This window comes from Microbispora sp. H13382, from assembly GCF_014161445.1.
Taxonomy (GTDB): Bacteria; Actinomycetota; Actinomycetes; order Streptosporangiales; family Streptosporangiaceae; genus Microbispora.
The window spans coordinates 19,100-34,159 of record NZ_JABBXA010000001.1 but is presented as its reverse complement, the minus strand read 5'-3'; the positions used below and the strand labels follow the sequence as shown (position 1 = coordinate 34,159).

The 15,060-nt window shown below is 70.5% G+C and carries 12 protein-coding genes; 3 read left to right on the top strand and 9 right to left on the bottom strand.

All coding sequences use genetic code 11. The features are described 5' to 3' along the window. Window positions 1-81: 81 nt before the first annotated feature. From HHX41_RS00135 to HHX41_RS00125, 3 genes are all read right to left on the bottom strand, one after another. Complete coding sequence (locus HHX41_RS00135; RefSeq protein WP_169979456.1) at window positions 82-1,302, bottom strand: class I SAM-dependent methyltransferase; 1,221 nt, start codon at window positions 1,300-1,302, stop codon at window positions 82-84. Window positions 1,303-1,376: 74 nt separating this feature from the next. Next, complete coding sequence (locus HHX41_RS00130; protein WP_182904336.1) at window positions 1,377-2,507, bottom strand: DegT/DnrJ/EryC1/StrS aminotransferase family protein; 1,131 nt, start codon at window positions 2,505-2,507, stop codon at window positions 1,377-1,379. 16 nt (window positions 2,508-2,523) lie between these two features. Beyond that, the gene (locus tag HHX41_RS00125; protein WP_310741680.1) at window positions 2,524-3,279 is read right to left on the bottom strand and encodes a class I SAM-dependent methyltransferase; all 756 of its coding nucleotides are present in this window, start codon (window positions 3,277-3,279) and stop codon (window positions 2,524-2,526) included. Between the two features lie 269 nt (window positions 3,280-3,548). Here HHX41_RS00125 and HHX41_RS00120 point away from each other — a divergent pair, with 269 nt between their 5' ends. Then, a complete protein-coding gene (locus tag HHX41_RS00120) occupies window positions 3,549-4,796 on the top strand; it encodes an acyl-CoA dehydrogenase family protein (RefSeq protein WP_182904334.1) in 1,248 nt (415 codons plus the stop codon). 35 nt (window positions 4,797-4,831) lie between these two features. Next, entirely contained in the window at window positions 4,832-6,418 is a 1,587-nt protein-coding gene (locus HHX41_RS00115; protein WP_182904333.1) for a 4-hydroxyphenylacetate 3-hydroxylase family protein, read from the top strand. Between the two features lie 302 nt (window positions 6,419-6,720). Here the strand turns inward: HHX41_RS00115 and cmdF are convergent, their stop codons facing one another. From cmdF to HHX41_RS00085, 6 genes are all read right to left on the bottom strand, one after another. Beyond that, complete coding sequence (gene cmdF, locus HHX41_RS00110; RefSeq protein WP_169979466.1) at window positions 6,721-8,343, bottom strand: tyrosine 2,3-aminomutase; 1,623 nt, start codon at window positions 8,341-8,343, stop codon at window positions 6,721-6,723. Between the two features lie 320 nt (window positions 8,344-8,663). After that, a complete protein-coding gene (locus HHX41_RS00105; protein WP_169979468.1) occupies window positions 8,664-9,437 on the bottom strand; it encodes an IclR family transcriptional regulator in 774 nt (257 codons plus the stop codon). 30 nt (window positions 9,438-9,467) lie between these two features. Further along, complete coding sequence (locus tag HHX41_RS00100; RefSeq protein WP_182904332.1) at window positions 9,468-10,631, bottom strand: enolase C-terminal domain-like protein; 1,164 nt, start codon at window positions 10,629-10,631, stop codon at window positions 9,468-9,470. Between the two features lie 111 nt (window positions 10,632-10,742). Next, entirely contained in the window at window positions 10,743-12,038 is a 1,296-nt protein-coding gene (locus tag HHX41_RS00095; RefSeq protein ID WP_182904331.1) for a sugar ABC transporter substrate-binding protein, read from the bottom strand. Window positions 12,039-12,087: 49 nt separating this feature from the next. Beyond that, window positions 12,088-12,975, bottom strand: coding sequence for a carbohydrate ABC transporter permease (locus HHX41_RS00090; protein ID WP_169979474.1), 888 nt, complete (start codon window positions 12,973-12,975; stop codon window positions 12,088-12,090). A 19-nt stretch (window positions 12,976-12,994) separates the two neighbouring features. After that, a complete protein-coding gene (locus tag HHX41_RS00085) occupies window positions 12,995-13,858 on the bottom strand; it encodes a carbohydrate ABC transporter permease (protein ID WP_169979830.1) in 864 nt (287 codons plus the stop codon). Between the two features lie 251 nt (window positions 13,859-14,109). Here HHX41_RS00085 and HHX41_RS00080 point away from each other — a divergent pair, with 251 nt between their 5' ends. Continuing rightward, window positions 14,110-15,033 carry a 5-dehydro-4-deoxyglucarate dehydratase gene (locus HHX41_RS00080; protein WP_182904330.1) on the top strand — a complete coding sequence of 308 codons (924 nt, stop codon included), beginning with the start codon at window positions 14,110-14,112 and terminating at the stop codon, window positions 15,031-15,033. Window positions 15,034-15,060: the final 27 nt, after the last annotated feature.

Below are 15,060 nucleotides of genomic sequence, written 5' to 3'. Positions count from 1 at the left end.
GGATGACGCTTTCCGGCGACTCCATCATTCGCATCCGCGGCGCGCCGCCGCATCTCCGCCCGTGCTTATTCCGAATAGCACTCAGACGACGTGGACGTCGGGCACGTAGAGAATCCACCGGCCGCCGCGCTCGGCGAATTCCCGCTCCTTGCGCATGATTTCCCCGGCGTGGTTCCAGGCGAACAGGATCGCGTAGTCCGGCGGGTTCGCCGCGAAAACCTCGGGCGACACGACGGGAATGTGCGAGCCGGCCACCACGCGGCCCTGCTTCGACGGCGTGGAGTCGCAGACGAACGGCACCGTGTCGGTGCCGATCCCGCAGTAGTTGGTCACCGTGGTGATCTTGGCGGGGGCGCCGTACCCGGCGATCGTCTTCCCCTCCGCGCGCAGGCTCCGCAGCAGCGCGGTGAGGTCGTCGCGGACGCGCGCGGCCCGCCGGGCGAACTCCTCCAGCGTGGCGTGCTCGCCGAGCCGCTGGGCGGCCTCCCGGGCGAGCCACTCGCCGACCGCGGGGCGGACCTCGCGCGCGCCCGGCTGGCTCAGCGTGTAGCGCATCGAGCCGCCGTGCAGCTCGACGTGCTCGGCGTCCACGAGCTCGAGCCCGTAGCGCTCGGCCGCGGCCTTGATCGCGCGCACCGAGAACACGAAGGAGTGCTCGTCGTAGAGGATGTCGAACGCCGTCTGCTCGACGACGCTGCCCAGGTAGGGCTCCTCGAAGACGAACACGCCGCGCGGGCCGAGCAGCAGCTTGACGCCCTTGAGCACCGAGGCGAGGTGCGCGATGTGCGCGATCACGTTGGCGCCGAAGATGACGTCGGCCGGGCCGTGCTCGGCGCGGATCGGCCCCGCCGCCGACTCGTCGAAGAACCGGGACAGGACCCGGACCCCGCGGGCCCGGGACATCTCGGCCACCTGCCGCGAGGGCTCGATGCCGAGGTGCCGCACCCCGGCCCTGGCGATCCGGGCGAGCATGACGCCGTCGTTGCTGCCGATCTCCACGATGAACGGGTCGGGGCCGGTCAGCTCCGTCTCCAGGAACCGCTCGGCGATTCCCTCGAAGTGCCGGCTGTGCACCACGGAATTCGAGGCGTGGTACGGATATTCGTCGTGATATCTGACCTCCTGCGGGATGTCCGCCATGAGCTGGACCATCGTGCACGAGTCACACATTCCGACGATGAGCGGGAAGAAGAACTCGTCCGCGATATCCCCGGGCTTGGGGAACGCGTTTCCGCGGGGGTGCGACCCCAGGTCGACCGAGGCCTTGACCGGGCCGCCGCAAATCCGGCAGGAAATATCCATGACTGGACGTTAACACCGCTGTCCGCGGCATTTCTTATCGGCGGTTGCGGTGCGTTCCGCCAATGGCGCGGCAATCACCAGCCGGACCTCACCGTCGCCACGATGTGCTCGCGCTCCTCGTCCGACAGCCACCAGCCGACGGGGATGTTGACCACCCGCTCGTGCACCGCGTCGAGGCCGGGCAGGGCCGTACGCGCCGCGGTCACGCAACCGTGCGCGTCGTTGCGCCGGCACACCACGCTCACGGTGATCCCGGCGGCGGTCATCTTCCGCATGAAGGCGGCCCGGTCCTCGACCTTGACCGGGTACAGCCAGAACGACGACTCCAGCCCCGGCGTGCGCGCCGTCGGCTCCAGGCCGGGCACGCCCGCGAGCTCGCGGTCGTAGAAGGCCGCGTTGCGCCGGTGCCGCTCGACCCGGGCGTCCACGTCCGCGAGGTTCGCCAGGCCGATCGCCGCGCCGATCTCGTTCAGGTAGAAGTTGTAGCCCCACTCGGGCACGTCGTAGTCGGCGTTAACCCGGTCGGCGTCGCGGTCGATGCCGAAGAAGCGCAGGCGCCGGGCGCGCTCCAGCGACGGCTCGTCGGGCAGGACGAGCATGCCCCCGGTGCCGCAGCTCAGGTGCTTGGTCGCGTGGAAGCTGTAGGCGCAGTGGTTGCCGTGGTTGCCCAGCGGCCGCCCGTGGCAGACGGCCCCCCACGCCTGGGCACAATCCTCGATCACCGCGGGGCGGACGCCGTACGCCGCCTCGGCGTCGTCCAGGATGCGCCGCAGCCGGTCGAGGTCCACCGGGCAGCCGCCCCAGTGCACCACCATGACGGCCCGGGTGGCCGGCGAGATCTTCTTGGCCAGGTCGTCGAGGTCCATGTTGAGCGTGGCCGGGTCCACGTCCACCCAGGTGATCCGCAGCCCGTTGGCGAGGATGCTCCAGTTGGTGGCCTCGAAGGTGAACGGCGTGGTCAGCACCTCGCCCGGCGGCCCGTCCCACTCCGGCCCGCCCGCCGGTCGCAGCGCCAGATGGAGCGCGAGGTGGAGCGCCGACGTGCCGTTGTTCAGCGCGACCAGGCGAGGGTGGCCGACGCGCTCCGCGAGGGCGCGCTCGAACTCCTCCACCCGCGGCCCGTGGCCGAACCGGCCGCTGTGCACCACGTCGGCGACCAGTTCGGCGGCGCCGGGCGCGACCGCGGACCGGAACAGGGGGATCACCGCCCGCCCCTCCCCCTCACCGGCGCACGCCGAGGAACAGCGAGCGCCCGGCGAGCATGTCGCCCGTCTCCTCCAGGCAGGTCACGTCGAGGCCGGCCCGCCGGAACGCGGCGGCGTACTCCTCCCGGGAGAACAGGCTCATGACCTGGACGTGCTCGAAGTGGCGCACCCCGTCGCCGTCGCCGACGAGGTAGTGGGCCCGCACCTCGACGGTGTCGCCGGCGCGCACGGACCGCGCGACCCGCGCCACCACCCGGTGCTCGTCGCGGACGACGTCGTGCCCGATGTGGCCGTCGGCGAAGCCGTCCCTGAAGTACCACGGCTCGACGATGAGCACACCGCCCGGGGCGACGTGCCTTGCCATGCTGCCGATCGCGGCGTCGAGCTCCTCCGTGCCCGCCATGTAGCCGACCGTGCCGTACAGGCTGCAGACGGCGTCGAAGGACCGGCCGAGGTCGAAGTCGCGGATGTCCCCCGGGTGGACGGCGACGCCGGGCAGCTTGGCCCGGGCCCGCTCCCGCATGGCGTCGGACAGCTCGACGCCCTCGACGTGCTCGAACATCGTCCGCAGCGACCTGAGGTGCTCTCCGGTGCCGCAGGCCACGTCGAGGAGCGTCGCCGCGTGCGGGGCGTGGTCGCGGATCAAACCGGCCACCACGGCGGCCTCCTGCGCGTAGTCCTTGCCGCGCCGCTGGTAGAGGAGGTCGTAGATCTCGCTGACGTCCTCTCCGTAGACGTTGTCGTCCCGCGTTCGGCTGTCGACTGTGGTCACCGCAACTCCCAACCGCCAGGGCGCCCGCCACGCGGACGCCGGGCGCGTCCGGCGTCGCGGGGGCGCCTCGTCCGCTACTTGACCGTCTCCGGGACGGGGAACCGCACTCGGATTCTCTCCGGGGCTCCGGCGCGCTGTCTTATCCCGGAATGCCATGCCCGCACGTCCCGCGATATGGCAGGGCATTTCGGGAGATGCACCGGTCCGGTGGCGGGTGTGACGCTGACCGCGTATCCGTACGCCCACGAGACCGTGAGGAACCGCGCAGCATGGGAGTCATCACCGATCTTCCCGAGCACCGCCTCCCGTCCCCTCCCGAGCCCGGCCTCACGCCCGAGCAGGTGGTCGCGAGGGCCGAGGCCATGGTGCCCCGCCTGGTCGAACGCCAGGCGGAGACCGAGCAGCGCACGTACTACGGAGAGGACGTCCACGAGGAGTTCCGGAAGGCCGGGTTCTACCGGATCCTGGTGCCCCGCCGGTACGGCGGCTACGAGTTCGGCATCGACACGTTCATGCGGGTCGCCATCGCGCTGACCCGGGGGTGTCCCTCGACCGGCTGGATGTTCTGTCTGGGCGCCGCGCACGCGCTCCCGGCCGCCACCGTGTTCCCCCGGGAGGTGCAGGACGAGATCTTCGCCTCCGGCGAGTTCATCTGCCCGGCCACGGTCGTGCCCGGCGGCACGGCGGAGCGCACCGCGGACGGGGACTGGGTGGTCGACGGCACCTGGGGCTACTGCTCCGGCTCGCCGTACGCCACGCACTTCATGGGCCACGCGATGGTCACCCCGGAGGACGGCGGCGAGCCGGAGCCCATGATGTTCATCGCGCCGCGCGACCAGTGGACCCGCCTGGACGACTGGGGTCACGCGCTGGGCCTCAAGGGGAGCGGCTCCCACAGCATCCGCATCACCGGCGGCCGCGTCCCCGACCGCTACACGATCAAGACCCACATGAGCCAGATCGACGTCAGGGAGGGCTCGCCGGGGCGCGCCCTGCACGGCAACCCCGAGTACGGCGGCGGCCAGCTCAGCTTCATGGTCATGGAGGACGCGGTGCTCGCCGTCGGCATGGCCAAGGGCGCGCTCGACGGGTACGAGGACCTGATGCGCACCCGCACCACCCCGTTCCCGCCCATCGTGGTGCGCTCGCAGGACCCGGACTTCCAGCTCAGGTACGGCAAGGCCGCCGGCCTGATCGCCACGGCCGAGGCCGCGACCATGGACGCGATCCGGCAGTGGCGCGAGGCCTGCGCCCAGGGCCCGGCGGCGGTCACCCACGAGCACGAGCTGCGCCTGGCCGCGATCTGCGCCGAGGTGGTGTCGCTGTGCTGGCGCGCGGTCGAGCGCTACCTGTTCCCCACGGCCGGGTCGAGCGCCGTACGGCGGGGCGAGCGGATCGAGCGCGTGTGGCGGGACATGTCGATGTTCGTCACGCACGCCGGCGTCTCGACCTTCCTCGCCACCATCGCCAAGCGCGACCTGGCCCGGGCCCGGTTCGGCGTCGCGGACCACGGGTGAGCCCCGGACGACCGAGAAGGAAGGGACATCTGGCGATGACAGACCTCCACGACGCGCCGCTCGCGGCGGAGCACGCTCCGCCGCGGAAGACGCGTCCCCTGACCGGCGCCGAGTACGTCGAGAGCCTGCGCGACGACCGCGAGATCTACCTGTACGGCGAGCGGGTCCGGGACGTCACCACGCATCCGGCGTTCCACAACCCCATCCGGATGACGGCGCGGCTGTACGACGCCCTGCACGACCCGGACCGGCGGGACGCCCTCGTCGTGCCGACCGACACCGGCAGCGACGGCTACACCCACAGCTTCTTCACCACCCCGCGCAGCGCCGACGACCTGGTGGCCGACCAGCGGGCGATCGCGGCCTGGGCCCGGATGAGCTACGGGTGGATGGGGCGCAGCCCCGACTACAAGGGCGCGTTCCTCGGCACGCTCGGCGCGAACGCGGAGTTCTACGAGCCCTTCTCCGACAACGCCCGGCGGTGGTACCGCGAGTCGCAGGAGAAGGTCCTGTTCTGGAACCACGCGATCGTGCACCCGCCGGTCGACCGCAACCGGCCGCCGGACGAGGTCGCCGACGTCTTCGTGCACGTCGAGAAGGAGACCGACGCGGGCCTGGTCGTGAGCGGCGCCAAGGTCGTGGCGACCGGCTCGGCGCTGACCCACTACAACTTCATCGCCCACTACGGCCTGCCGATCAAGGACAAGAAGTTCGCCCTGGTCGCGACCGTGCCGATGGGCGCCCCGGGGCTGAAGCTGATCTGCCGTCCGTCCTACTCGGCCATGGCCGCCGTGATGGGCAGCCCGTTCGACTACCCGCTGTCCTCCCGGCTGGACGAGAACGACACGATCCTCGTGCTGGACAAGGTGCTCATCCCCTGGGAGAACGTCTTCATCTACGGGCACCTGGGCAAGGTCCAGCTCTTCACCGGCCGGTCCGGCTTCCCCGAGCGCTTCACCTTCCACGGGTGCACCCGGCTGGCGGTGAAGCTGGAGTTCATCGCCGGCCTGCTGGCCAAGGCGGTGGAGATCACCGGGACCAAGGACTTCCGGGGCGTGCAGAGCCGCATCGGCGAGGTGCTGGCCTGGCGCAACCTGTTCTGGGGCCTGTCGGACGCCGCCGCGCGCAACCCCGTCCCGTGGGTGAACGGCGCCGTCCTGCCCAACCCGGCGTACGGCCTGGCCTACCGGTGGTTCATGCAGATCGGCTACCCCCGGGTCAAGGAGATCGTCGAGCAGGACATCGCCAGCGGCCTCATCTACGTCAACTCCGGCGCCGAGGACTTCCGCAACCCCGACGTCCGGCCGTACCTGGACAAGTACCTGCGCGGCTCGGACGGCATCGACTCGGTCGAGCGGATCAAGGTGATGAAGCTCCTGTGGGACGCCGTCGGCACCGAGTTCGGCGGCCGGCACGAGCTGTACGAGCGCAACTACGCCGGCAACCACGAGAACACGAGGGTGGAGCTGCTGTCGGCGCAGATCGCCAACGGCCAGGTCGACGGCTACAAGGCGTTCGTCGACGAGTGCCTGAGCGAGTACGACCTGGACGGCTGGACGGTTCCCGACCTGTCCTCGTTCGAGGAGCTGCGGCAGGCGAAGAAGAGCCTGTTCGACCTGTGAGCCCCGCCGGGACGGCCACCGCCGCCCCGGCCGCGGCCCCTGCCGAGACCACGACCACCGGCGCGCCGGATCTCCCCCGGGATCCGGCGCGTTCGCCGTTCCCGGCCTCGCGCCACCGGGGCCGGTCCTGCCCCACTCCGCTCGCCGCGCGCCCTCCTCCCCCGCCTCCGCGCCCGCGCCGCGTCCCTGCCGGGCCCGTGCCGTGCCCGTACCGCGCCCGTGCCCGCACGCGGAACGCCCGGGGCGGGAGTCCCGCCCCGGGCGTTCCCCGGTTCTCGGTCCCGGCCGTTCCGGCCGGTCGCTCAGCGCAGTTCGAGGTCGGCGCGGGCGACCGCGTTGACGAACTCGCCCCGGGACAGCGCGGCGGCGACCAGCTCGATGTCGTCGGCCATGTAACGGTCCCTGTCGAGCGTCGGCACCAGCGAGCGCACCATTTCGTACGCCGCCTTGCCGGCCGGGCTGAGCCCGTCGTACCTGCCCGACAGGTCCACGGCCTGGGCGGCGGAGAGGTACTCCACCGCGAGGATCTTGTGATTGTTCTCCAGCACCCTGCGGGCGTTGCGCGTGGCGATGAGGCCCATGCTGACGACGTCCTGGTTGTCGCCGTTGGACGGGACGCTCTGGATGCTGGCCGGGCCGATCGTCCGGTTCTCGGCGACCAGCGCGGTGGCGGGGTACTGCGCGCCGGCGAACCCGCTGTTGAGGCCGGGGTCCCCCGCGACCAGGAACTCGGGAAGGCCGTTGCTGAGATGACGGTTGAGCAGCCGGTTGGTGCGGCGTTCGGAGAAGACCCCGAGCTGGGTGAGGGCGATGGTGAGGTAGTCCATCACGAAGGCGACCGGCTGGCCGTGGAAGTTCGCCCCGTGGAAGACCTCCTTGCCCTCGAAGACCAGCGGGTTGTCGTTGGAGGAGTTGAGCTCGATCTCCAGGGTGCCGGACGCGTGGTAGACGGCGTCCCTGACGGCGCCGACGACCTGCGGGATCGCCCGCAGCGTGTACGCCTTCTGCAGGTAGACCTCGGTGCGGTGGACGCCCGCGCCCTCGGCGCCGGGCGACGCCTCCGCGCCGTCCTTGAGCGCCCGCCGCAGGTCGCCGTGCTCCACGGCGAGGCGGCTGCCCCGCAGCAGGGCACGCATGTTGGCGGCGGCGTCGATCTGGCCCCGGTGGGGGCGGGCCACGTCGTGCCCGTCGGCGACGAAGGGGCTGGTGGAGCTCTGCAGGACCTCGCAGATCAGCGCGGTGACGATCTCGGCCTGCCGCACCTGGTCCAGCGCCCTGCTGACGAGCAGGGAGCCGACCCCGGTCATCGCCGAGGTGCCGTTGATCAGGGCGAGCCCCTCCTTGAAGCGCAGCCGCAGCGGCTCGATGCCGAGCTCGCGCAGGATCGGGCCGGTCTCGACCCGGCGGCCGTCGCGCAGGACGTACCCCTCACCGATGACCGTGGACGCGAGGTGCGCCAGCGGGGCGAGGTCGCCGCTGGCGCCCAGCGAGCCGATCTCGGGGATGGCCGGGGTGATCCCCAGGTTCAGGTACAGCGCGAGCCGCTCCAGCAGCTCGGGCCGGACCGCGGAGTAGCCCTTGGCTAGGGCGTTGAGCCGGGCCGCGACGATCGCCCGCGCCTCGTCCTCGGCGAAGGTCGGCCCGACCCCCGCACTGTGGCTGCGGACCAGGTTGGTCTGCAGCTCCACCTCCTTGGAGGTGTCCACGAGCATGTAGATCATCTCGCCGTACCCGGTGGTCACCCCGTACACCGGGATGCCCTGCCGGACGATGTCCTCGAACTGCCGCCTGTTGGCCGCGGCCTTGGCCAGCGCGGAGGGCGCCACGCCGCACGGCACCTGGTTCTCCGCGACACGCCGTACGGTCGCGATGTCCAGGGTCTCACCGTCGAAATCGACTGACGTCTCGGTCTCGACCAGAGTCATCTCTCACCCCGCCATAGGTTGGGTACGGAAGCGGCCGCTACCGGCACCACGGCGGCGGCTCCGGTCGGGTCGCGGCCGGTGGACCCGTGGAGCGGGAGGCAGCGCGACCGTCACCCCGTCATCGTCACGTCCGGGCTGTGACCCGCGCATCTTCCGGGATGCTCGCCGGATCTTCCCCGGCGGCGCACGCGTTCCCGGGCAGCGCGTTTCCCGGGCGGCGGGCACGCGGACACGGCGAAGCGCCCCGCGGCGTGGCGACACGTCCCGGGGCGCTCGTGGTCCGGTGCGGACGGCTCCTGTGAACGGGCGGCGGGCGCCGGTCAGTACGCCCGGCGCTGGCGCATGGCGGAGCGCTCGATGCGCTCGCGGGCCTCCAGCAGGCAGGAGGCGATCTCCTTCTCCCGCTCCGGGGTCAGGCGCGGGATCGGCACCGAGCAGCTGATGGCGTCGCGCGGCGGGTCGCTGATGTGCAGCGCGACGCCGAAGCACCGCAGCCCCTCGGTGTTCTCCTCGCGGTCCACCGCGTAGCCCTGCTTGCGCACCCGGCGCAGGTCGACCAGCAGCTCCTCGGCGTCCACGATCGTGTGGGCCGTCAGCGAGGGCAGCTCGGCGGGCAGCAGCGCGCGCACCTCGTCGTCGTCCCTGCTCGCCAGGATCGCCTTGCCGAGCGACGTGGTGCTCGCCGGCAGACGGCGGCCCACCCGCGAGAACGGCCGCAGGTAGTGCCGCGAGGCACGCGTGGCGAGATACACGATGTCGAAGTGGTCGAGCCGGGCGAGGTGCACCGTCTCCCCCGTCACCTCGGCCAGCCAGTCCAGGGCGTCGTGCGCGAGCTGGACCACCGGGTCCCCGTCGATGTACGTCGCCCCGACCAGCAGAGCCCGCATGCCGATCCGGTAGAGCGTGCCGGTGACGTCGGTCTCGATCCAGCCGAGGTCGACCAGCGTGCGCAGCAGGGCGTGCAGGCTGCTCTTGGGATAGCCCAGCTTGCCCTGAAGGTCGGTGAGGCTGTGCAGTCCGGGATACTGCGCGAAGAAGTCGAGCAGCTCGACCGTCCGGAGTGCCGACTTCACGTGCGGCACGGGTTCCGCCATGTGTACCTCCCTGACCCGCCTGTCCACCTCCTATTGTGAGCCGGTTCCCCAGCTGGCCACCGTCCGGGAGGCGATGTAGTCCATATCCAGATCATCCCCCAATCCGGGAGTGTCCGGCATCCGCACCCTGCCGTCGACGAGCGGGTCGACGATCGACCGCAGGTGCGGGGCGGGTGTGTCGTAGTCCGAGTGCGGGTGCAGCAGCCCCCGCTCGTACCACTGCCCGCACAGCGTGGCGCCGATCACGGCCAGCGCGCCGGAGCCGTTGCCGTGGATCTCGCAGTCCATGCCGAACGACTCGGCCAGGTGGACCGCCTTCACCGCCGGGATGATCCCGCCGGATCCGACGACGCCCACCCTGAGGATGTCGCAGGCCCCCGCGGCCACCCACTCCGCCCGGGCCATGTGCTTGCCCCAGGAGGTCTCCGGCCCGAGGATCGGCGTCTTCAGCTGGTCGGCGAGCCATCGGTACGACTGTACCGACGCCTCCTCCATGGGCTCCTCGTACCAGGTGAAGTTCAGCTCGTCGAGGGCCCGGCCGAGGGTCAGGGCCTCGGAGCGGGAGTACCAGTGGTTGCTGTCGAGCATGAGCGCGACGTCCGGCCCGACCGCCTCGCGGACCGCGGCGCACGCCTCGATGTCGCGGTCCACGCCGTACGGCATGGGCGGCATCCAGGTGTGCAGCTTGATCCCGCGGTAGCCGCGGGACACCAGCTCCTTGGCGAAGGCGGCGTAGTCCTCGGGGGTGGCCAGGCCGCCGGTGATGTCGTCGCCGCACATGGTGCTCGCGTAGGCGGGCACCTCGGAGCGGGCGCCGCCGAGGAGCTTCCAGACGGGCAGGCCGAGCTTGCGCCCCGCGAGGTCCCACAGGGCCTGGTCGGCGGCGCTGAGCGCGCGGTCGGACAGGTTGCCCTGGGCGCCCCGCTGCCGGCGGGCGACGCGGTGCCACAGCCGCTCCCGGTCGAGGCTGTCCTGGCCGACCAGCGCGGGGCCGATGTGGCCGTTGATCACCGCCTCCCTGACGGTGTCCGGCGCGGCCAGGCAGTACCCGGTCGCGCCGTCGCTGTCGGTGACGGCCAGCAGCGCCTCCCGCACCTCCCTGGGCGGCCCGGGATGCCGGTGGCCGTGCCCGTCCACCACGGATTCGGTGACCGTGGTGAAGAGCGTGACGATGACGCGTTCGACTACCGCCATGGACTCTTCCCTTTCGTCGGTGAGTTCGGGAGGGACCGTGTCGACCGGGCCCAGAGGGCCGGTGCGCGGTCAGGGACGCACCGGCCCGGTCCCGGATGCCGGCGGGCTCGATCAGCCGCCGGTCGCCTTCTTCCATTCGGCCTGGGCGTCGGTCAGCTTCTGCGCCAGGGTGTCGAGGAACTCCTGGGGCTTCATCTGGCCGAGCAGGACCTTCTGGAAGAGGGGCTCGGTGTCGGCCTTGGTGATGGAGGAGAACTGCGGCAGGTAGTAGGGCGGGGACACGACCTGGGTGTTCGGGTCGTTCAGCGTTTCGACGGCCGTCTTCACGTGCTGGAGGTCCTGCAGCCAGGAGTCGCCCTGCGCCTCGGTGTTGGCCGGGATCTGGCCGGTCTGCTGGTTCCAGTAGCTGTTGCTGTCGTGGGAGACCAGGAACTCCACGAACTTCCAGGCGGCGTCCTTGTGCTCGCTGTTCTTGAACACCGCGAACCCGTCCACGGGGTTGGCCACGATGGTCCGCTTGCCGCCGGGGCCGGTCGGCAGCGCGAAGGCGGCGATCTTGTCCTTGCCGTGCGCCTTGACGTGGTCGTTGTAGGAGCCCAGGTTGTGGTGCATCATCGCGATCTTCCCGGTGCCGAACGCGGCGACCATCTTCGGGAAGTCGTTGGTGACGTCGGCCTCGGGGGTGTCCTTCTTGTACAGCCCGGCCATCTTGCCGAGGAACTCGACGTTCTTCGGGTCGTTGACCGTGCTCTTGCCCGAGGCGTCGAAGAACTCGCCCACGCCCGAGTAGGAGTACATCTCGGCGAGGATCTGGAAGATCGAGCCGGCGCCGCCGCGGATGGTGTAGCCGTACTCGTCGGGCTTCTTGGTCAGCTCGTCGGCGCTGGTGAAGAACTCATCCCAGGTGCTCGGCGCCTGCTGGAGCTTGTCCTTCAGGTACCACACCACGTCCATGTTGGAGGTGCCCGGCACGAGGTAGAGCTTGCCGTCGGGCACGGTCTTGCGGACCGAGTCGAGCATCGGCGTGGCCAGCTTGCCGTTCACCGAGCTCTTGGACAGCCAGTCGTCGGCCGGCTCCAGCGCCTGCTGACCGGTCAGGTTGGCCAGGTACGACGTGGTGACGCCGCCGACGTCGGGGGTGTCCCCGCCCGCGATGGCGGTGTCGTACTTCTGCTGGACGGACGCGATCGGGACGCCGACGTACTCGACGTGGATCGAGGGGTTGGCCGCCTCGAACCGCTTGATCAGCTCCTGGTAGATCGGGGTGCGGGTGCCCCCGTTGTTGTCCCAGAACGTGATGGTCGTCTTGCCGGAGCCGTCGCCGGAACCCGAGCCCGAGTCCGACCCGCATCCCGTGGCGGTGACGGCGAGAACGGCGAGCGCCGCCCAGGCCACTTTCATTCTCATCTGTGTCCTCCTGCTCTCGACAGGCTGGTCTCTGAATGGGTGGGGGGTGCTATCCCTTGACCGCGCCGGCGCTGATGCCGTGCACGAGATAGCGCTGGACCACAGCGAACACGCAGACCACAGGCAGGGCGGCGACGACGCCCCCGGCCGCTAGAGCCCCGAAGTCGGCGCTGTACTCCCCGATCGTGTAGCTGAGACCGACGGGGATCGTGAAGCTGTCCTGCTTGCTGACGAACATCAGCGCGAACAGGAAGTTGTTCCACGTGTGGATGAACGCGAACGACCCCACGGCGATCAGGCCGGGCCGCAGCTGCGGCAGCACGATCGCGAGGAAGCCGCGGAACCGCGTGCAGCCGTCGACCATCGCGGCCTCCTCCACCGTGAACGGCACGGCCGAGATGAAACCGCTCATGAGGATGATCGACAGAGGCAGGTTGAACACGGTGTCGGCGAGGACGAGGCTCCCCAGGCTGTTGATCAGGCCGAGCGACTTGAAGATCGAAAACAGCGGGATCAGCATCATCGCGCCGGGGATGAACTGGGTGCACAGCAGCACGACCATGAACAGGCTCCGGCCGCGGAACCGGTAGCGCGCCAGCGCGTACCCGCCCATCACCGCGATGACCGTGGTGAACAGCAGCGACCAGACCCCGACGATCACGCTGTTCTTGAAGAAGACCGCGTAGCCGATGTCGTTCCAGACGGTCTCGAAGTGCTCGAACGTGATCGGCCAGGGGACGGGGTCGGTCGATCCCGCCGGCCGCAGGGCGAACACGAGCATCCAGTAGAACGGCACGAGGGTGAAGACCAGATACAGCCCGAGGGGGATGTAGAGCCGCAGCACACGGCCGGGGTCCTTCCTCTTCGAACGACGGCGGCGTGCCCCCGCGGGCACCGCCGCCCGGCTGCGGGGGCGGGTCATGACGTCGGCGCTCATTGCGAAAACCCTCGCCTCTTCATCGGTCTCGGTCCTCCCCGAACCGGTTCAGCCGGAGGTAGAGGATGGAGCAGAACAGCAGGATCACGAAGCCCGCCATCGTCAGCGCCGAGCCGTACCCGAAGTCCTTGGAGTCGACGGCGCGCTGGGCCACGTACAGCGGCAACGTGGTCGTCGCCTGTGCGGGACCGCCGCCGGTGAGCGTGTAGAGCAGGTCGACGTTGTTGAACTCCCAGACCCCGCGCAGCAGGGTGGCCAGCACGATCGCGTCCCGCAGGTGCGGCAGCGTGACGTGGAAGAAGCGCCTCGTCCGGCCCGCCCCGTCCACCGCCGCGGCCTCGTACAGCTCGCCCGGGATGCCCTGCAGGCCGGCGAGCAGGAGGATCGCGAAGAACGGCACGCCGCGCCACAACTCGGTGACCACGACGGCCGGGAAGACCGTGTCGGGGTTGCCGAGGACCGCCGCCTCCGGCTGCCCGAGAAACCGCAGCACTCCGGTGCTGGGGGTGTAGAGCAGGATCCAGATGCCCGTCGTCAGCACCCCGGAGACGGCCCACGGCGAGAAGACCAGCGACCGGGCGAGCCCCCGGCCGATGAAACTTTCATTGACGATGAGGGCGAGCGCGAGTCCGAGGAGCAGCTGCAGGCCGACCTCGACGATCACCCACTTTGCGGTGAAACCGAGGCTCTGCCAGAACAGCTCGTCCTCGAACAGCATCCGCCGGAAGTTGTCCAGCCCGGCGAAGCCGTTGGCCCATGGCCTGGTGAGGTTCTGGTGCTGCAGGCTGTAGTACGCGACGCTGCCGATGGGATAGACGAGGAACGCCGCGATGAGCGCGACCGTCGGCGAGATCAGCAGGTACGGCACGGCCCTGCGGCGCATCGTCGTCACCGGCGCATCTCCTCTGTGACTTTTCGGAACTCGGTCAGGACATATTCCTGAACTTTGTTCACAAGCGTGGACGGATCAACGTTGATGTTCGGGCCTCGGTCCTGTCAAGGACCCGTGTCCTTTTCGAAACATTCGCCCTCTTTGGGTGCGCGTCTTGACCACGCGCCGCCGCGCGCCGTACGTTCCCGGTGTTCACGAATATGAATCAGGTTCAGATGGATGACGCAGGAGGATGACGGAGAATGCCGGTGACATTCGACGGCCTGCTGTTCTTCCCGGTCACGCCGTGCGACGAGGAGGAGCGGCTCGACCTCGAGGTGTTCCGCCGGCACGTACGGCAGGGCGTCGAGGCGGGGTGCGGCGCGGTGTTCGCCTGCTGCGGCACCGGCGAGTTCCCCTCGCTCAGCCTGCGGGACTACGCCGCCTGCGTGGCCGCGGCCGTCGAGGAGGCCGCCGGGCGCGTCCCGGTGGTCGCCGGGATCGGCTACGGCACCGCGATGGCCCTGGAGTTCGCCAGAGCGGCCGAGGACGGCGGGGCCTCGGCCCTGCTCGCGCTGCCGCCGTACCTCGTGCAGGCGGGCCAGCACGGCCTGCGCCGCCACTACGAGGCGATCGCGGACGGCACCCGGCTGCCGGTCATCCTCTACCAGCGCGACAACGCCGTCTTCGAGCCGGAGACGGTCGCGGCGCTCGCGGAGCACCCGGGTGTCATCGGGCTCAAGGACGGCTACGGCGACCTCGGCCTCATGCGCCGGATCATCGAGGCCGCCCCGCCCTCCATGCTGTACTTCAACGGCCTGCCGACGGCGGAGCTGTCCCAGGCCGGCTACCGGGACCTCGGCGTGGTCCGCTACTCCTCCGCCGTCTTCTGCTTCCTCCCCGGCCTCGCGCTCGCCTGCTACGAGGCGCTGCGGGACGGTCGCGACGACGTCGCGACCCGTCTGATCGAGGGCTTCTACCGGCCCCTGGTCGACCTGCGCGGCGAGGGCCCGGGATACGCCGTCTCGCTCATCAAGGCGGGCGTACGCCTGCGTGGTCTGGACGTGGGACCCGTCCGCCGGCCGCTGTCCGATCCCAGCCCCGAGCACATCGACAGGCTCGCCGCGCTGATCGACCGCGGTCTCGCCCTTCTCGACGAACTGGAGCGGTCGCCCGATCCGGCCTGAGCGCCGGGCGACGAGTTTCGGGGGAGC